Source organism: Pseudoduganella aquatica, assembly GCF_020865585.1.
Taxonomy (GTDB): Bacteria; Pseudomonadota; Gammaproteobacteria; order Burkholderiales; family Burkholderiaceae_D; genus Rugamonas; species Rugamonas aquatica_A.
Map to the genome: position 1 here is coordinate 2,120,151 of NZ_CP086370.1, position 18,270 is coordinate 2,138,420.

Sequence of the window (18,270 nt, forward strand, 5' to 3'; positions counted from 1 at the left end):
CGCTCTGGCACGTCTTAACGCGGCGCCAGCTTCAGGTCCACCTGTTCGACTATATTGGGGATGGCCGCCAGCACCGCCTGGACCGTGGCCCGGCACGCCGCCGGCCCGGCTTCCTTGCGCAGCGCTTGTTCCGCCTGCGCCGCCAGCTGGCTGAGTTCGTTGGCGCCTATGGTGCCGGCCAGTCCTTTGAGCGTATGCAGCGCGGACGCGGCGCCTGCGCAGCCTTCCGTATCGAGTGCCGCGCGCAGCTCCGCCGCAATCAGCGCGGCTTCCGCATTGAAGCTGCGCAGGGCGATCTGGTAGACCGGCACCAGGCCGCCCATGCGCTTGATGGCGCCGGCCGAGTCCAGCCGCGCCGGCGGTTCGGTGCGCGCCGCCGCGCCGATTGCCGCTGCGCTAGCCGGGCCGGCTGCCGCTGCGCCGATTGCCGCCGTCACGCCGGCCGCAGCCTGTTCGCGCCGAGGTCCCGCGTGGGACAGGATGACCCCGATCAGCTGCTGCAGGTCGAAGGGCTTGCCCACGTGGTCCACCATGCCCGCCGCCAGCGCCAGATCCCGGTCCGACTGCATGGCGTTGGCCGTCATGGCGATAATGGGCGGCGCGCGCTCGCCCAGTTCGGCAAGGATGGCGCGCGTGGCCTCGTAGCCGTCCATGTCCGGCATCTGGATATCCATCAGCACCACGTCCGGCAGCGGCCCCTCGCGCCGCACGGCGGAGATGGCGTCCTGCCCGCAGGCGGCCACCTCCACCAGCGCGCCCTCGTGGCTCAGCAGCTCGCGCGCCACTTGCTGGTTGGTCGGATTGTCCTCCACCAGCAGGATGCTCACCCGGTTCAGCAAGCGCCGCGACTGCGGCGGCTGGTCCAGCAGGGCGGGGCGCTGGCCGGAGCGCGCGTCGGCCACCGCGTTGAACAGCATCGACGCCGTGACCGGCTTGACCAGCACCCCGTCCAGCACCGGCGCGGCCCGGGCAGGCTCCTGCGCCTGCTTCTGCGCCAGCTGCTCGCGGTCATATGCGGTGACCATGATGATCAAGGGCGTGGCGGCGGCGGGCAGCAGCTCGCGCAGGCGCACGCTGGTTTCCCAGCCGTCCAGCAGCGGCATGCGCCAGTCCACCAGCAGCACGTCGTAAGGGTGGCCCGCGCTGCGTTCCATCGCCAGCCGGATCGCGTCCAGGCCATTGTCGGCCGTGTCAACGCGCCAGCCGAAGGACGCCGCCATGGCCGCCAGCACCTGGCGCGCGCTGGGGTTGTCGTCCACCACCAGGCAATCCAGGGCGTGCAGCTGCGCGGGATGGCCTTGCTGCGGCGGCGGCTCCGCCTGCGGCAGCGCCAGCTCGAAGCTGAAGGTGCTGCCCTGGCCCGGCGTGCTGGCCACATCCAGCGTCCCGCCCATCATGCGGGCCAGGCGCTGCGAGATCGCCAGCCCCAGGCCGGAGCCGCCGAAGCGGCGCGCGGTGGAGGCCTCGCCCTGGGAGAAGCCGTCGAAGATATGGCTGCGCTGCTCGGGCGAGATGCCGATGCCGGTGTCGCGGATGGCGAAGGCGATGCGCGCGCCGTCCGGCCCCTGCACCGGCCGCACCGACAGCACCACCTCGCCCTGCTCGGTGAACTTGATGGCGTTGCCGGTCAGGTTCAGCAGGATCTGCTGCAGGCGCAGCGAGTCGCCCAGCAGCCAGGGCGGCAGCGCGGGATCAACCTCGAACAGCACCTCAACCGGCTTGCCGCCCACGTAGGCGGACAGGATCACGGACAGGTCGCGCAGCAGCCGGTCCAGGCTGAATGGATGCAGGTCCAGCGCCAGCTTGCCCGCTTCCACCTTGGAGAAATCGAGGATGTCGTTGAGCAGGCCAAGCAGGGCGCGCGCCGCCGATTCCGCCTTGGCTGCGTAGTCGCGCTGGCGGCCGTCGAGCTGCGTTTGCTGCAGCAGCTGCAGCATGCCCAGCACCGCGTTCATCGGTGTGCGGATTTCGTGGCTCATGTTCGCCACGAAGTCCGACTTGGCGCGGCCCGCTTCCAGCGCCTGGTCCTTGGCCTCGGTCAGCTTGTCCACCGTGCGGGCCTGCTGGCGCAATGCATAGCGCCCGCCCAGCAGGGAGCCGGCCGCCATGATGAACAGCAGCGCCAGGAACATGGCGTCGTTGACGGCCTCCTTGCGCCACGGCGCCAGGAAGTCGTCGCTGGACAGGCCCACCAGCACGAACACCGGATACTGGCCGATGCGTTCGATGCTGACCACGCGCTGCAGGCCGTCGCGCACGCTGGTGGTGGTGTAGGTGGCGTGCTGGCGCTGGCTGTTCAGCACCGCCAGCGTGGGCGCCGACAGCATGACCTGGGAACCCAGCGGCACTTCGGCCACCTCCGGGTAGCGGTGCAGCATGCGGCGGTCTTTGTCCACCAGGGTGATTACGCCATTCGCCCCCACGTTGAGGGACTTCAGCACGTCGGTGATGGTGCTGGTGGTCATGTTCACATAGGCCGTGCCGCCGAAGCGGCCGTCCTCGTAGGTGAGTGCGTAGACCAGCGGCAGTACCCAGTCGCCCGTGATGCGCGACTTGACCGGCACGCCGAACACCAGTTCGCGCTCCTTCTGTGCGCGCGGGTAGAACTCGCGGATGCTCAGGTTCTGGATCTTGGACAGGTCGATGTCCTCGCCGTAGATCACCCGGCCCTCGTTGTCCGAGCCGCGCACCGAGCGCGCGTGGGGAATGCGTTCCTTGAGCGAGCGCAGATAGGCGCTGAAGGCGGCGTCGCTGAAGCGGTGCTCGGCGTGCATGGCGCGGAATTCCTGCCCGGCGCGGCGCATGGCCAGGTCCACTTCGTAGAAGTGGCCGCGCAGGAAATGTTCCAGTGTAATGGCGAGATTGCGGGAGGTTTCTTCCGCATTGGCGAAGTAGCGCTGGCGGCTTTCGTGCAGGGTGTGGAGTACGAAACCAGTGACGATCAGGAATGCCGCCGCCACTGCCACTACCAGCACAGTAAATAGCTTGCGCAATCGCCGCAGTGTCTCGAATCTCATGTGCTTACATTAACACATGGCGGGTTACGCAGCTGCGCTGCTAACCCGCCCTACGCATATATACGACACACGGAAGGCGGCGCGGGGCCGCCTGTGCTTAGGCGCCGACGCGCTTGGCGCTGGTGCTGGACCAGCGGTACAGGGCGGACACCACGGCGGCGCCCACCACCAGCGACACCACCATGGTGGCGTGTTCGCTCAGCGAGTTGGCGATGGCCAGCGGCTCGCCTTCGCCGGACAGCACGATCAGGCCGGCCAGCGCCACGTTGAACAGGCTCTCGCCGACGATGAAGCCGGACATGATCAGCACGCCCAGGCGCTTGGCCACTTCACCCCAGCTCTGGTGGTGCACGGCGCGTTCGAACAGGTAGCCGGCGACGGCGCCCACCACCACCGGCGCGGTCACGGCGCTCGGCAGGTAGATCGCCAGGCCCACGCCCAGCGGCGGCAGGCTGTACTTGTTGCCCGACGCTTTTTTCAGCACGAAGTTGAGCACCACCAGGCCCAGGCCCAGGGCGGCGCCCCAGCCGATCAGGTGCCACGGCAGATTGCCACCGATAACGCCCTTGGCCAGCGTGGAGATCAGCGTCGCCTGCGGCGCGGCCAGCGGCTGCGAGGAGATGGCCTGCAGATTGGGCGCGCCGGCAAAGCCGTTGGCGCGGTTCAGCAGCTCCAGCACCGGCGGCACCACGCAGGAACCGGCGAACACGCCGATCAGCAGCGCAACCTGCTGCTTCCAAGGCGTGGCGTCGACCAGCTGGCCGGTTTTCAGATCCTGCAGGTTGTCGTTGCCGATCACGGCCACGGCCAGCACCACGGTGGTGACGAACAGCGCAAAGGCGATCAGCGCATGCGCCACTTCCGGACCCATGATGTGCTTGCCCACCGCGCCCACCGACAGGGCGGCGCCCAGCACGGTCAGGATGGCGATGCCGGAAACCGGGGAATTCGAGGAGCCGATCAGGCCAGCCATGTAGCCGCAGACGGCGGCGGCGAAAATGCCGGCCACCAGGATGTAGCCCACGCCGACAGCGATCAGCGCCGGCGCCACGCTTTGCAGCACGCCGCCTTGCAGGAAGGAAGCCAGCAGCCAGCCGGCCGGCACCATGGCGATCAGCGTCACCAGGCCGACGATAAAGATAGGCATATCCTGCTCGGTGCGCGGCAGCACGCCGCCGTTCTGCTTGGCGTGGCGCGACGCGGCCATGGCCGACTTCAGGCCGCCGATGACGGGCTTGGCGAGGCCGGCCAGGGTCACGATGGCGGCGGCGCCGATGGCGCCCGCGCCTATCATGCGCACATCGGTTTTCCAGACTTTCAGCGCCCAGTCGGCCGCCGAGGCGTCCGCCATGGGCTGGGCCGCGGTCAGGATGGGAACCAGGATGCCCCAGGCGATGGCCAGGCCGGCCAGCATGGCGATGCCGACGGTGATGCCCATCAGGTGGCCCGCGCCGATCAGGGCCAGCGAGCTGGAAGCGCCCAGGCCGGTGGCGCCGTTGCCGGTGCGGAAATAGACCGCCATTTCGCCGGCCATCACCTTCACGGCCGCGCCGGCCGCGTACAGCGCGGAGGCCACGCTGCCCAGGATCACGGCCATCAGGCCGGCCTTGCCTTCAGCGGCGCCGGCGCGCGACGAGGTGCCCACCTTCAGCACTTCGGCGGCGGCCACGCCTTCCGGGTAGGGCAGGTCCGAGGTCGACACCAGCGCGCGGCGCAGCGGCACCGTGTACATCACGCCCAGCACGCCGCCGATGGCGCAGGCGCCGAAGGTCGGCCAGAAGGGCACATTGGCCCACCAGCCTATCATCAGCAGGCCCGGCAGCACGAAGATCACCGAGGCCAGCGTGCCGGCGGCCGAGGCGATGGTCTGCACAATGTTGTTTTCTTGAATCGTCGCGGTCTTGAAGGCGCTCAGCAGCGCCATCGAAATCACCGCCGCCGGAATCGAGGTGGCGAAGGTCAGGCCCACTTTGAGGCCCAGATAGACCTGCGCCGCCGTGAACACCAGCGTGATCAGGATACCCAGGATCACGCCGCGGACGGTGATTTCGCCTGGCGTGGATGGGGAAGCTTTAGTCATCTTGCACGACTCCCTGGAATGTTTGTAAAAAGGAAAAAATTTGTGCCTCATGATAGCCGACCTGCGGGCAAACGGATACTGCAATGGAGGCGGCAAAGGCCGGAGCAGGTAAAATAGCGGATTACACGCACGCAGCAGAAGGCAAGACATGGCAATTCAATGGTATCCGGGGCATATGAATGCCGCCAAGAAGAAGGCGGCCGAGCAGATGGAGAACACCGATCTGGTGATCGAGGTGGTCGATGCGCGCCTGCCCGAAGCCAGCTGCAACCCCATGGTGGAAGAGCTGCGCCTGTTCCGCCAGCGGCCCTGCCTGAAGATCCTCAACAAGATCGACCTGGCCGACCCGGCCGCCACCGCCGCGTGGGTGGAATACTACAACGGCCAGGAAGGCGTGACCGCCTACGCCATGACCACCAAGAAGCCGGGCGACGTGGCGCGCATTCCGGACCTGGCCAAGGCGCTGGCGCCGCACCGCGGCGTGCCGACCAAGCCGCTGCGCATCATGATCATGGGCATCCCCAACGTCGGCAAATCGACGCTGATGAACGCGCTGCTGAAAAAGCGCGTGGCCAAGGTGGGCGACGAGCCGGCCGTGACCAAGGTGCAGCAGAAGCTCTACCTGGATAAAAACACCGTGCTGGTGGACACGCCCGGCATGCTGTGGCCCAAGATCGCCATGCCGAGCGACGGCTTGATGCTGGCCGCCAGCCACGCCATCGGCTCGAATGCGCTGATCGAAGAAGAAGTGGCCGAATTCCTGGCCGGCGAAATGCTGCGCCGCTACCCCGAGCTGCTGGCCACGCGCTACGGCTACAAGGACATAGAGAGCATGGACGCCATTGCCGTGGTCGAAGGCATCGCCGCCAAGCGCGGCTACCGCCTCAAGGGCGGCGACTACGACTACGAAAAAGCGGCCCACATCTTCCTGCAGGACTACCGCAGCGGCGTGCTGGGCCGCATCTCCCTGGAGACCCCCGCCACCCGCGCCGCCGCCCTGGCCGCCTTCGCCGAAGAGCAGCGCATCAAAGCCGAACTGGCCGCCGCCAAAGCTGCCGCCAAGGAAGCCGAGCGCATGAAGGGCAAGCGCGGCACCTGACCCCTTTTGGGGTGTTGGTGCTTTTTAGCCGAAGCGGAAGCTGGAGACGGCGAGGGCGCCCATAAAGCTGTCTTCGTGGTAGACGTTGGCGGCGCCGTCGGCCGTGGCGGCGCCGTGGGCTACCATTAGCGGGAGCAGGTGCTCTTCGCGCGGGTGCGCCGCCCGTGCCGCAGGCGCGCTTTCCCAGGCCAGCAGCCGGGCTTCGCGCTCGGCCGGCGCCAGCGCCATCGATGCGCGCAGCCAGGCGTCGAACTGGTGCGAGGCTTCCGCGCCCGCCGCGCCGAACTGGCGCAGGTTATGGTAGCTCAGGCCGCTGCCGATGATCAGCACGCCTTCCTCCCGCAGCGGCGCCAGGGCGCGGCCGATGGCGATGTGCTCGGCCGGGTCCAGCCCTTGTTTCAGCGACAGTTGCACGATGGGCACGTCGGCCGCCGGGTAGATGGGCTGCATGGCCGAGAAGGTGCCGTGGTCGAAGCCGCGCAGCGGGTCGAGGTGGGCGGCGATGCCGGCGCCGTTCAGCAGCTGCTGCACGCGTTCGGCCACTTCCGGCGAGCCGGGCGCGCTGTACTGGATGTCGTAGGTGTAGTCGGGGAAGCCGCCGTAGTCGTAAATCATGGGCGGCTTGGGGCTGGCCGAAATGCGCAGCTCGCTCGCCTCCCAGTGCGCCGTCACCACCAGCACGGCCTTGGGCTTGGCGCTGCCAAGCTGGCGCGGGATGTCTTCCAGCGACGCTTTCAGCGCGTCGTAGCGGTTGCCGTAGTGGGCGAGCATCCACGGCCATGGGCCGCCGCCGTGGGACAGGAAGTAGGTGGGGAGTGCAGTGCTGGACATGGAGTGCTCCTGGTTTTCGATGCACTTACTATAGTCCCGCACTCCTTGTTCATCAATCGTGTTTTTATGGATGGATCGTTCAGGATTTGTTAATAATCCCGATGAGCGCGAACAGCCGCGCGCTGCGCATCCAGGCCAGGATGACGGCGATGGCCTGGGTCAGCAGCAGGGCCGCCAGCAGGCCGATGGTACCGGCGGTGGGCAGGTGGACGCGGCCCAGGCCCAGCACGGCGGCCACGGCCAGCCCCAGCAGGCTGATCGCCGCGTAGCTGCCCAGCGTGGCGCCGGGACTGCGCGCGAGCAGGCGCAGGCCGTGCCACCAGGCGGCGACGGCCGAGCGGCGGCGCCGGTCGGACGCCAGCACGGCGCGGCCGGCGTCCAGCGTGGCCAGCGCCAGCGCGATCAGCAGTGCGGTGAGGATGCCGGCGGCGCCGCGCAGGTATTGGCCTTCGCTCGGGGTGATGGCGTTGTCTGCGCCGCTGCCGGCCAGGCTTTGCAGCCCGCTGGCGATGCCGATGGCGGCGCCCAGCGGCACCAAGGCCCACAGCATCATCCGGAACATGCGCGGGTATTCGGCGACCGCGCCTGCAAACATGTGGCGCAGGGCCGGCTTGCCGTCGTAGCGGGCGGCGGTGGCGACCGCGCCGGTGAGCAGCGGCGACAGCAGCAGCGTGAGCACCAGCGCGGTGCCTGCGCCCAGCTGGATCGCGGCCGGATTGCGCGTCATCTCGCCCATCAGGTCGGCGATATTGGACAGGTCCAGCCGCTGCGCCAGTTCGGCCGCGTGCACGGAGTGGTTGAAGGCGGCGCCGAACTGCATCCAGAACGGCAGCGCAAGCGCCAGCGTGGGCAGCAGCAGGGCGATGGTCCACAGCGCCAGCAGGCGCCATTGCAGGGCTGCGCGGGCGGCGCGCACGCAGGTGTCGGTCAGTTTCATATGGTTGCAATCAGTGTCAGGATGGCTTGCGCGAGCGCGGCCAGGTCGAAGGTCCAGCGGCGCGCGGCGCTGCCGTCGGCCTTGACGGTGCGGCTGTCGTCGAGTTTATTGGTGTCGAGCAGGTGCTTGCGCTCGGGGTCGAGTTCGGCCGACACGGCTTTCACCGGCTTCTGCCACACGAATCGCTCCCAGCGTTCGCCGTTCTGCGGGTCCCATTTGACGGTTTCGCTGCTGCCGTCGGCAAAGCGCACCAGCAGCGTTTGCGGTACGGCCTCGCCGCGCCGGCGCACCACCACTTCGGTGCGGTAGGGGTAGGGGCCTGCGCCGTGCTTGGCGTCGGGATGGGCTTTCTCCCATTTTTCGCGCGCATCGTCGATCTGCTTGTCCACCTGGTCCTGCGTCAGCTCCACGCGCTTGCCGTTGACGATGCCGCTGCCCGGCTGCGGCAGCACTTCTTCGCTGCTGATGGACTGCACGCGGTCGTCCACCTTGCCGGTGCGGTAGACCTGCTGCGCGAACACGCGCTCCACCAGCGCGCGCTGGCCGCTGGCCTGGGCCAGCGTTTCGCGCAGGTCGGCGGTGCTGGGGTGGCGGAAGCGCCAGCGCTGGTAGTATTCCTTGAAGGCCTGCTCGGTGGCCTGCTTGCCCAGCTGCGCTTCCAGGTCGTGGAAGATGGTGGCGCTGCGGTTGTAGGCCGGGCCTATGCCTTGCAGGCGCGTGTACGCGTTCTGGCCGGCGGGGTCGGCCGGGTTCTCGCGCACCGCGCCGCCCAGTTCAAAGTGGAAGCCGTCAAAGCCGGGCGACACGCCGATGGCGCGCAGCCAGCGCGGCGCCGGATGCAGCAGCTGCCCGCGTTCGCGCGCCATGCGCATATTCCAGTATTCGTTCAGGCCTTCGTCCAGCATCGGTTCCTCGAATTCATTGGAGGCGAGGATGCCGTAGAAGTAGCCGTGTCCGAATTCGTGGATGTTGACCAGGTCCAGCTCGAATTCCTGGCGCGATTTCGGATCCACCGTGGCGTAGCTGTCGGCGGTGTAGAAGGTCGGATACTCCATGCCCGCCGCCTCGCTTGCGTTATGCGGAGGCAGCACCACGGTCAGCGTCTTGTAGGGATAGGGGCCCAGCGTTTTGGAGTAGTAGGTGAGCGCGTCCTGCGCGGCTTTCAGCGATGGCGCGGCGCTGGCCGCGAACTCCGGCATGTAGAGCACCTTGATGCTGACCGGCGGACTGCCCGCGCCGCTCCAGCTGCCCATCAGCGGCGCTGCGTAGCGCTTGTCCGCTGTCCAGGCGAAATCGTGCACGTCGCCCTGGACGTAGTGGTGCGTGAGCATGCCGTTCTTTTCCACCGGCGCGCCTTGCAGCTCGCCGGTGGCGCCCACCGTGTAGTCCTTGGGCACGGTGAGTTTGACGTCGTAGCTGCCGAAGTCCGCGTAGAACTCTGACTCGGCGTGGTATTCGTGCACATTCCAGCGCGGCCTGGTGGCGCCGCGTTCTCCCGCCAGTTCCAGCACGCCTATCTTGGGGAACCATTGCGCCACCAGGTGGAAGCTGCCGAAGTACCCGCTGCGCGCGAGCAGCCGTGGCAGCTGGCTGTGGAAGTCGATATCGAGCGTGGTGGAGGCGCCGGCCTGCACCGGCTGCGGCAGGTCCAGCCGCACCACGGTGCGGTCGCTGGCCGGGCCGCCGTCCGGCTGCACGAAGGACTGTTCCACCTTGGCGCCGCCTTGCGTCACGCTGCGCAGGTTGATGTGGCCCCATTCGCCTTCTCTGGGATCGCGGCTGAACATGCCGCCGCCGCTGGCGCGGTGCTCGGTGAAGAAGGTGGTGCCCGCATGCTCGAAGGCGTTCAGGTAGAGGTGCAGGTAGACCGTACGCACCGGATGCGCGCTGCGGTTGCGCCAGGTGAGCTGCTGCTTGCCGTCCACGGTGTGCTTGTCCGGGTCCAGCGTGGCGGCTATCTTGTAGTCCACCACGCGGTCGGACAGGGTGGGTTCGCTGCCGGTGCGCGGGCCGCCCCAGGCGTCCGGCGCGCTGGGCGCGGCCACGGCGCCTGCCTGCGCGGGGGCGAAGGGGATGCCGGTGTCCGTGTACGGCTCGGGGATGGCGATGACCTGGACTTGCGCCAGCGCCAGCACGGCCAGCGTGGCGGCGGCGAGGGCGGCAAGGACGATGGCTGGCTTGCGGTAGGAGTGTGCGTTCATGGCGCCACTATAACGAAGCACGTAATTATTTGCCAACAAAATCATCCATACGGGGCCGGGAGTATAATGGCGGCGTTTTGGTGCCCGCGTCCATGCCCTTGGACGCAGTTAAACGGGAAACACAAGGCAGCCGGCGCTTTTTGGCAGCGCGGCGGCCAAGGTGTGCTGCCCCCGCAACGGTACGCAAGCGCCGCGCTTCTGCAATGCATGCGCGGCAGGCTGGATCGACAACCACTGCGCAGGCCAGTCCCGCGCCGGAAGGTGATCCCGTCCCGTCTTGCCAGCCCGGATACCGGCCAAACAGGTGAAAGCGCCGAAAGCCTTTCGTTGAATCCGGCCTGCGGGGACGCAGGCGGATGCTCACTACGCATAAAAGTACAACATGACCTTCTCGAATTCTAGCCGCGCGCCGGCTTCGTCGCCGCTGGCGCTTGCCGTGGCGCTGTGCTTCTCCGCCGCTATCGTTTCTTCCTCCGCCATGGCGCAAACCCAGATCGCGGGCGATGCCCTGGCCGCCGTTGTGGTGACCGGCGCGCGCTTCGACAGCGATCCGTCGCTGCTGCCCATCGGCGCCACCGTCATCAGCGCGGCCGAGATCCGCCGCGCCGGCGTGAGCGACGTGAACCAGGCCATCCGCAAGATCGGCGGCGTGCTGGGCCACCAGAGCCTGGACGGCAGCCCGGACTTCGCGCTGGACCTGCGCGGCTTCGGCACCAACAGCAGCCAGAACATGGTGGTGCTGCTGGACGGCGTGCGGCTGTCCGAGAACGAACTGAGCTCGGCCATCCTGTCGACCATCCCGGTTGATTCGGTTGAACGCATCGAGATCACGCGCGGCGGCAGCAGCGTGCTGTTCGGCGACGGCGCCACCGGCGGCGTGATCCAGATCATCACCAAGCGCCCCGGTGCGCGCAATGCCGGCACGCACGGCAGCGTGTACGCCGAAGTGGGCCAGTTCGGCCTGCGCGAAGGCCGCGCGGCGCTGACCCACAGCACCGGCGACTGGGCCTTCGACCTGTCCGGCGGCGCGCTGGACACCGACAACTACCGCGACAACAACGCCTTCAAATCGCGCAGCGTGAACGCCGGCTCGCAAGTGGGCTTTACCGACGGCCGCGCCGGCGTGCGCCTGTCGAGCACCCGCCAGGACTCGCGCTTCGCCGGATCGCTGAGCCAGGCCCAGTTCGACGCCAACCCGCGCCAGGCCGCCACGCCGAAGGACTTCGGCGCCCTCGATAGCGACCGCTTCACCGCCTTCGTCGAAGCCAAGCGCGCGGGCTACGACCTGGCCGCCGAGCTGTCGCACCGCCGCAAGGAGCTGGAAGCGACCTACTTCCACGGCACCACGTCCTCCGTGCTGGACTACGAAAGCAAGCAGACCCAGTTCTCGCCGCGCGTGCGCAAGCTGGGCCAGTTCGGCGGCGTGCTGAACGAAGCGGTGGCGGGCGTGGACTTCATCGACTGGACCCGCGAGCAGAAGGGCTCCAGCCCGAGCAAGGCCACGCAGAAATCCAAGGCGCTGTACCTGCGCGACGAAGTCAAGTGGGACGCTTTCCGCCTGGCCGCAGGCGTGCGCCGCGAGCTGTTCGAGAAGACCAACGCCGATCCGTCGCCTTGGTCGGTTGCCAACTACGACGTGACCCAGGGCGTGAACGCCTGGGACGTGCAGGGCAGCTACGCGCTGTCGTCGAAAGCCACGCTGCACGCGAAGGCCGGCCACAGCTACCGCGTGGCCAATGCCGATGAAAACGGCTACACCCTGGTGCCCAACACCGTGCTGCAGCCGCAGACCTCGCATGACCTGGAACTGGGCACCAGCTACACCGACGGCGGCGCCAAGCTGTCGGCGCGCGTGTTCCGCCACGAGCTGCGCAACGAGATCTACTACGATCCGACCGCCGGCGCGTTCGGCTTTGGCGCCAACACCAACCTGGCGCCGACCAAGCGCCAGGGCTTCGAGCTGGACGCGAGCGCCGAGCTGGCGCGCGACTGGACGCTGAGCGGCCACTACCAGCGCGTGAAAGCCACCTTCACCGAAGGCGCCATCGCCGGACGTGAAATGGTGCTGGTGCCGAAGAACGTGCTGAGCGCGCGCCTGACCTGGACCCCGGCCGACGGCCAGACCGCCGACATCGGCGCGCAGTGGGTGGACAGCCAGCGCTTCGGTTCCGATTTCACCAACAGCTGCGCCGCGCGCATTGCGTCCTACACCACGCTGGACGCACGCTATGCGCGCAAGTTTGGCGCCTGGGAAGTGGCGCTGGCCGGCCTGAACCTGGCCGACAAGCAGTACTACGGCATGGCCTTCCAGTGCCGTGGCGGCATCTACAGCTCGGACGGGCGCCAGCTGAAGCTGTCGGCGCGCTACGAGTTCTGACGCGCGCATGGCGGGTTACGGCTTTGCCTAACCCGCCCTTGTATTATTCCATCTGCCCCGAAAACGGAACGTCGGGGCAGAGCAACTGGATGCCGTACCCGCCCTTGGTCGCCAAGACCGTGATGTAGATTTCGCAGCAGTTGCTCTTATTCCATTAAAGATCGAACAGTATCTTTGGCCCGGCGTGCCGTGAGCCCGCATTTGCAAGGTTGATCAGGAGAAGAGTAATGTTGTGTCTTGGTATAGATGTCGCCAAATTGAAGGTCGATTGCGCACTGCGCCTGGAAACGGGCAAACACCGTGCGAAAGTTGTAGAAAACACCCAGGCTGGCTTTGCCAAACTGGAAGCGTGGCTGCAGAGTCATACGGACGGGTTGCCCCATATCTGCATGGAGGCCACTGGCGTCTATTGGGAGGCGATCGCGGAGTTCTTTGCCCGTCGGGGCTACCGCGTCAGTGTCGTCAATCCGGCCCAGATCAAGGCGTTTTCCCAGGCGCAGCTGGTGCGCACCAAGACCGACCAGGTCGACGCCAAGGTCATTGCCGAGTTCTGCGCCAAGCATGGTCCGGAAGCATGGCAGCCGCCGCCGCTGAGCGAACAGGAATTGAAAGCGATGGTGCTGCGCCTGGATGCGCTGCTGGCCATGCAGACGCAGGAAACGAACCGCCTGGACGTGGCGCGCGAATCGGTCCGGGCCGATATCGAACAGCATATTGCCTGGCTCGGCGAGCAGATTAAACAGCTGCGCAAGCGCGTACGTGATCACATCAACGACGATCCCGACATGCGCGGCAGACGCGACTTACTCGATACCATTCCCGGTGTCGGGGACAATACCATTGCGTTACTGCTGGCCTATGGCATGCATGCCGGGCGCTTCGACAACGGTCGGCAGGCTGCCGCCTTTGCAGGCCTCGATCCGCGCCAACATGAGTCCGGATCAAGCGTGAAGCAGCGGCCCCGGATGTCCAAGATCGGCCACGCGCATCTGCGCAAAAATCTGTACATGCCGGCTATGGTGGCGCTGTACCGCACCGACTGGGGGCGCCAGTTCCGCACCCGCCTACAAGCAGCAGGCAAGCCGGCCAAGCTGGTGATCGGCGCCATGATGCGCAAGCTCGTCCACGTTGCTTTCGGCGTCTTAAAATCTGGCAAACCATTCAATCAGGAGCTTCAAAACGCTTGACCGGCATAACAGTATCTACGTGTTGCTGATGGCCGGGGTCTTAAATCAGGCTTAAAATCCCCGCTGGCCGGGGATTTTTGCTGTATGGCCTGATGGCGAGGCCGAAAAAATGTTAATCTCGCGGCGTTATTAGCCCACTCTTAATTCCAGAAGGATCATTATGCGTTTCCTGCGCCTGATTATTGCCGCCGCCGCCCTGTCTTTCACCGCAGCCGGCGCCTCCGCCGCTGAGCCGAAGGAAGGCGTGGACTTCACCACGCTGGCTTCCCCGGTGCGCACCGACACCGGCAAGAAAGTGGAGGTTATCGAGTTCTTCATGTATTCCTGCCCGCACTGCAACGCATTCGAGCCGGCGCTGCACGAGTGGGTGAAGCAGCAGGGCGACAAGATCGCCTTCCGCCGCGTGCACTTCCCGGCAGGCGGCCCGAATGACGCCCAGGCTCATGCTTACCTGACGCTGGAAGCGATGGGCAAGCTGGAAGAGTTCCACAACAAGATCTTCCGCGCCATCCACGTTGAGCGCAACCGCCTGAACAAGGACGACGCCATGACCGACTTCCTGGTCAAGAACGGCATCGACAAGGCGAAATACCTGGAGTTCTTTAATTCCTTCGCCGTACAGACTAAAATGAAGCGTGCGGCCCAGGTGGTTACCGCCTACAAGGTGGACAGTGCGCCTACCATCGTGGTCGACGGCCGTTTCGTCACCTCGCCGTCGCAGGCCGGCCGTCCGGGCATGCCGGAGCAGGCTTCGCAGCAGGCCACGCTGCAGGTGATGGATTATCTGGTGGCCAAGGCCGCCAAGAAATAAAGCAGAACAATCATGAGCGATACTGAAAAAGAAGTGATGGCGATCTACCGCGAGTCCGCGCCGGACGAGAACAAGCTGTTCTGGCGCAGCCATGTGAACCACGTTGCATGGAGCTTGCTGCTGGTCGTGATTGCGTTTTCGGTGTGGCTGATGATAGCGCTGGCCAATGCCGAGAACCAGCGCAACGCCTACGCAGGCAAGAAGTGCGAGGACCGCATGTTCAAGGGCGAAACCGATATGGCGTGCATGAAGACGGTGCACACCAGGGAGCACTGGTGGGAGCACGTGGGCTACGCGCTCATGCACACCAAGCCATAAACGCAAAACCCGCCACGGCGGGTTTTTTTACGTGGCCTGCTTGGCGGGTTACGCACGCTGCGCGTGCTAACCCGCCCTACGCGCCGTTGCCGCCGTTGCCGGCTGTGTTGGTGGCGTAGGGCGGGTTAGCGCCGTGGCGCGTAACCCGCCGTGCAGGCTGACCGTGCAGGTGGTGCCCGCCACCAGCGTCACATCCTTGGGTATGCTGTCGAGCCGTATGCGCACCGGCACGCGCTGTGCCAGGCGCACCCAGTTGAAGGTGGGATTGACGTCGGCCAGCAGCTCGCGGCCGGTGCCCGCGTCCCGGTCGGTGATGCCGCGCGCGATGCTGTCGATATGGCCGTGCAGCAGCGCCTCGCCGCCCATCAGGCTCAGGTCCGCCGGCGCGCCCGCTTTCAGCAGCGGCAGCTTGGTCTCTTCAAAATACCCCACCGCGTAGTAGGACGCGCTGTCGATAATGGCCAGCTTGGCCGCGCCCACTGCCGCGAAGTCGCCCGCATGCACATTCAGGTTGGTCACATAGCCGGACACGGGCGCGCGCACCACTGTGCGTTCCAGGTTCAGCTGCGCCAGTTCGCGTGCGGCCTGCACGGCGCGCAGCTGGGCGCCGGCGCTGTCGGCCGCGTAGCCCGCGCTCTCGCGGTTCTCGGCCGAGATGACGGCGTCGTCCAGCGCCGCGCGGCGCTGGGCTTCCTTGCTGCGGCGGCCGCGCTCAACCTGCTGGCCCGCCAGCAGCGCGTTGGCCTGCGCCAGCGCGGCGCCGTAGCGCGCTTTGTCGATGACGAACAGCACGTCGCCTTTCTGCACCAGCTGGTTGTCCTTCACCAGCACCTCGGTGACGGTGCCGGCCACGTCGGCGCTGATGTTGACGACGTCGGCCTTGATGCGGCCGTCGCGTGTCCAGGCCGATTCCATGTAGCGGTCCCAGGCGGATTTGCCCAGCCACAGGGCGCCGCACAGCAGCAGGGCGGTAATGAAGAAGCGGAATATCTTGGCGGTCATGGTCGAGAGCATAGTTAGGAATAGAGGACCAGCGTGAGGGCGCTGAAGATGCATACCAGCAGGCACAGGCGCACCAGCGCCGGGTGCCACGCGCGGCGGTACAGGCCGGCGTGGCCCAGCACCCAGTCCAGCGCGCCTTGCAGCAGCAGGCTGGCCAGGAAAATCGGCAGCAGGGTGGGAATGAGGATGCCGAACACGGCGAGTTCACGAGGCATGGCGGTCTCCGGGGCTGGTGCTTGTGCTTGTGAGCAGCTGGTCCAGCAGGCAGGTGTAAATGGAATGCAGGTCGGTGAGGGCGGTGCGCAGGCGCGCTGCGCGCTCGGGCGCGGCGGCTTCGGGCAGCGCTGCACGCACGGCGGCGCCGGCGCGCAGCACCGCGCCGACGGCCGTACCGCAGCGCTCTTGCGTGGGCGAGCGGAAGTAGGCCGCCAGGGCGGACACGCAGTCCTGCAGCGCGCGGCGCGCTTCGCTGCGGCCGGATTCGGCGATCAGCGCGCGCAGCTCCAGCACCGAGTGGCCCAGTTCCAGCAAGGTCAGGCCCTGGCGCACCACGGCGCGCGCGTCCTCGCCGGGCGCGGGACCGGAGGCGGCGTTGAGCTGGCTGAGCAGATCGCGCACGCGGTTGTCGAAGCGGTGGCGCAGCGCTGGCCAGCGCCGCCAGGCGTGCTGCGGCGCGGTGCTGGCGGCCAGCGCCTCGCGCCACAGCGCGGCGGCCACGTGGTCTTTCTGGCCCATGGTGTGCTCGGGCAGCACCACGGCGAAGATGGCCCAGGCCAGCGCCACGCCCAGCGGCATGGCCAGCGTGGTGTTGAGGAAGGCGGCGACGTCGTAATGGGCCAGGTTGAGCGGCGCGATCACCTGCGCGCTGAACAAGGTCATGCCGATGCCGACGCCGGCGCGCTTGGGATCGGTGGTCAGGTAGGCGCCGGCCGCGAACAGGGGCGCGGCGGCCAGCACCAGCATGGGGTAGCCGCTGGCCGGCATGACCAGGAAGTACTCGGTGAAGAAGGACAGCGGCCAAGCGATCAGGAAGCCCGTCATGACCTGCTTGATCATGGCGGTGGGGCGCGGCGAGGACGAGGCCAGCGCGCAGAAGATGGACGTCATCAGCACCGCGTTGACGGCGTAGGGCCAGGCCATCCAGTACCACACGCCGGCCACGGTGAGCAGGGCGGCGGCGGCGCGGAAGCCGCTGGCCAGCACGATGGCGGGCGGCGTCTTGGGAGTATAGGACTGCGGCTCGCTGGCCTGCGTGCGCTTGCGCTGCGCCAGGCCGTGGTAGGTGGCGGCGAAGTCGCCGAACTGGCGCGCGAAGCGCTCCAGCAGTTCGATGGCGGTTTCGAAGTCGATGCGGTGCGGCGAGGCGGGTTTGCCGCCGTCCGCGTCCACGTAGACGTCCGCGTTCAGGTGGGCCTGCGCGCGGGCGGCGGCGATGGCGGCGGCCAGTTCGGTTTGCAGGGCGGCCAGCGCCGGGCCTTGCAGCGTTTCGCCTTGCGCCAGCGCCGCGGCCAGCCGCGCCAGCGGCGGCTCGATCAGGGCCGGCACCGGCGATGCGGCGTCCTGGCGCAGGCGGTGCGCCAGGCGGTGCAGGGTGTAGAAGGTGGTTAGCGCGGCCATGAAGGCGCTGTTGAAGGCGTGCAGCTGGCGCGTGTGGGCGCGGGCGTGGGCGGCTTCGAAGAAGGCGGCGGCGCGGCCCGATTCCAGCGCGGCGATGTCGGCCGCGAAGCGCAGGTGTGCCAGTTCGGTTTCGGCGGGCGGCGCCTTGTGTTCCAGCACCTCGCGGCAGAAGCCGAGGAAGCGCAGGTAGCGCGCCTGCACGGTGCGCATCACCTGCGCGCTCTGGTGGCGCGGGAATAGCGCGTCGTGCACCACGGTGGCGCAGATCACGCCCAGGCTCACTTCCACCACGCGCGTGACGGCCAGCGCGAACGCGCCCGCAGGGTGGTCCAGCGCGGGGATGGCGATCATGGCGGCGGTGTAGCCGGCCAGGACGAAGCTGTACGATTGCTGGTTGCGGTACATGGCCGCGCCGCAGGTGCAGGCCGCGATCCACAGCGCCAGGCCGATGAACATGAGCGGCGCCTGCTGCGGAAACAGCGCCGTCAGCAGCAGGGCGCTGCTGCAGCCCACCAGGGTGCCGAGCAGGCGGTAGAAGGCTTTTTCCAGCACCATGCCGCTGCTGGGCAGGGCGAGGATGAAGGTGGTGGTCATGGCCGTGTTGGGCGAATCGAGGCCCAGGCGGAAGGCCAGCCACAGCGCGGTGAAGGCCGCCAGCAGGGTCTTGGCGACGAAGATCCAGCGCTCGCCTTCGGTCCCGGTCCAGCCCTGGACTAGCCTGGCCGCTCCGGCCAGCCACGCCTTGCTGTGTTGATGTGTGTAGGGGGCTGGGTCCGGGGTCATGTTTTCAGGT

The 18,270-nt window shown here is 67.3% G+C and carries 13 protein-coding genes and 1 riboswitch; of the genes, 5 read left to right on the forward strand and 8 right to left on the reverse strand.

Going from position 1 to position 18,270, the window contains the following annotated elements; translation table 11 throughout:
- Nucleotides 1-14: 14 nt before the first annotated feature.
- Complete coding sequence (locus tag KT882_RS09345) at nt 15-3,017, reverse strand: hybrid sensor histidine kinase/response regulator (RefSeq protein WP_228895461.1); 3,003 nt, start codon at nt 3,015-3,017, stop codon at nt 15-17.
- A 97-nt stretch (nt 3,018-3,114) separates the two neighbouring features.
- Nucleotides 3,115-5,097 (reverse strand): OPT family oligopeptide transporter, encoded by a 1,983-nt coding sequence (locus KT882_RS09350; protein ID WP_161071755.1) that lies wholly within the window; start codon nt 5,095-5,097, stop codon nt 3,115-3,117.
- Nucleotides 5,098-5,245: 148 nt separating this feature from the next.
- Between KT882_RS09350 and ylqF the strand changes: the two genes are divergently transcribed.
- Nucleotides 5,246-6,196: a ribosome biogenesis GTPase YlqF gene (gene ylqF, locus KT882_RS09355; RefSeq protein WP_161071756.1), complete on the forward strand. Its 951-nt coding sequence runs from the start codon at nt 5,246-5,248 to the stop codon at nt 6,194-6,196.
- Between the two features lie 24 nt (nt 6,197-6,220).
- Here ylqF and KT882_RS09360 read toward each other — a convergent pair whose 3' ends face one another.
- From KT882_RS09360 to KT882_RS09370, 3 genes are all read right to left on the reverse strand, one after another.
- Nucleotides 6,221-7,027, reverse strand: coding sequence for a DODA-type extradiol aromatic ring-opening family dioxygenase (locus KT882_RS09360; RefSeq protein ID WP_161071757.1), 807 nt, complete (start codon nt 7,025-7,027; stop codon nt 6,221-6,223).
- Between the two features lie 79 nt (nt 7,028-7,106).
- The gene (locus tag KT882_RS09365) at nt 7,107-7,964 is read right to left on the reverse strand and encodes a hypothetical protein (protein WP_228895464.1); all 858 of its coding nucleotides are present in this window, start codon (nt 7,962-7,964) and stop codon (nt 7,107-7,109) included.
- Nucleotides 7,961-10,165 carry a M1 family metallopeptidase gene (locus KT882_RS09370; protein ID WP_161071759.1) on the reverse strand — a complete coding sequence of 735 codons (2,205 nt, stop codon included), beginning with the start codon at nt 10,163-10,165 and terminating at the stop codon, nt 7,961-7,963. The genes KT882_RS09365 and KT882_RS09370 overlap by 4 nt, the downstream gene beginning before the upstream one ends.
- A 61-nt stretch (nt 10,166-10,226) precedes the next feature.
- Nucleotides 10,227-10,480: riboswitch (cobalamin riboswitch) on the forward strand.
- 67 nt (nt 10,481-10,547) lie between these two features.
- Between KT882_RS09370 and KT882_RS09375 the strand changes: the two genes are divergently transcribed.
- From KT882_RS09375 to KT882_RS09390, 4 genes are all read left to right on the forward strand, one after another.
- Nucleotides 10,548-12,542 (forward strand): TonB-dependent receptor, encoded by a 1,995-nt coding sequence (locus KT882_RS09375; RefSeq protein ID WP_228895466.1) that lies wholly within the window; start codon nt 10,548-10,550, stop codon nt 12,540-12,542.
- 227 nt (nt 12,543-12,769) lie between these two features.
- Nucleotides 12,770-13,729, forward strand: coding sequence for an IS110 family RNA-guided transposase (locus tag KT882_RS09380; RefSeq protein WP_228892791.1), 960 nt, complete (start codon nt 12,770-12,772; stop codon nt 13,727-13,729).
- A 160-nt stretch (nt 13,730-13,889) separates the two neighbouring features.
- Nucleotides 13,890-14,540 carry a thiol:disulfide interchange protein DsbA/DsbL gene (locus tag KT882_RS09385; protein WP_161071761.1) on the forward strand — a complete coding sequence of 217 codons (651 nt, stop codon included), beginning with the start codon at nt 13,890-13,892 and terminating at the stop codon, nt 14,538-14,540.
- 12 nt (nt 14,541-14,552) lie between these two features.
- On the forward strand, nt 14,553-14,858 hold the full coding sequence (locus KT882_RS09390; RefSeq protein WP_161071762.1) for a hypothetical protein: 306 nt from the start codon (nt 14,553-14,555) through the stop codon (nt 14,856-14,858).
- A gap of 66 nt (nt 14,859-14,924) precedes the next feature.
- Here the strand turns inward: KT882_RS09390 and KT882_RS09395 are convergent, their stop codons facing one another.
- The 3 genes from KT882_RS09395 to KT882_RS09405 are packed head-to-tail and all read right to left on the reverse strand — an operon-like array spanning nt 14,925 to nt 18,260.
- Entirely contained in the window at nt 14,925-15,860 is a 936-nt protein-coding gene (locus KT882_RS09395) for an efflux RND transporter periplasmic adaptor subunit (protein ID WP_228895468.1), read from the reverse strand.
- Nucleotides 15,861-15,874: 14 nt separating this feature from the next.
- Nucleotides 15,875-16,075 carry a DUF1656 domain-containing protein gene (locus KT882_RS09400; protein WP_161071764.1) on the reverse strand — a complete coding sequence of 67 codons (201 nt, stop codon included), beginning with the start codon at nt 16,073-16,075 and terminating at the stop codon, nt 15,875-15,877.
- The gene (locus KT882_RS09405; protein ID WP_161071765.1) at nt 16,065-18,260 is read right to left on the reverse strand and encodes an FUSC family protein; all 2,196 of its coding nucleotides are present in this window, start codon (nt 18,258-18,260) and stop codon (nt 16,065-16,067) included. The genes KT882_RS09400 and KT882_RS09405 overlap by 11 nt, the downstream gene beginning before the upstream one ends.
- Between the last annotated feature and the right edge of the window lie 10 nt (nt 18,261-18,270).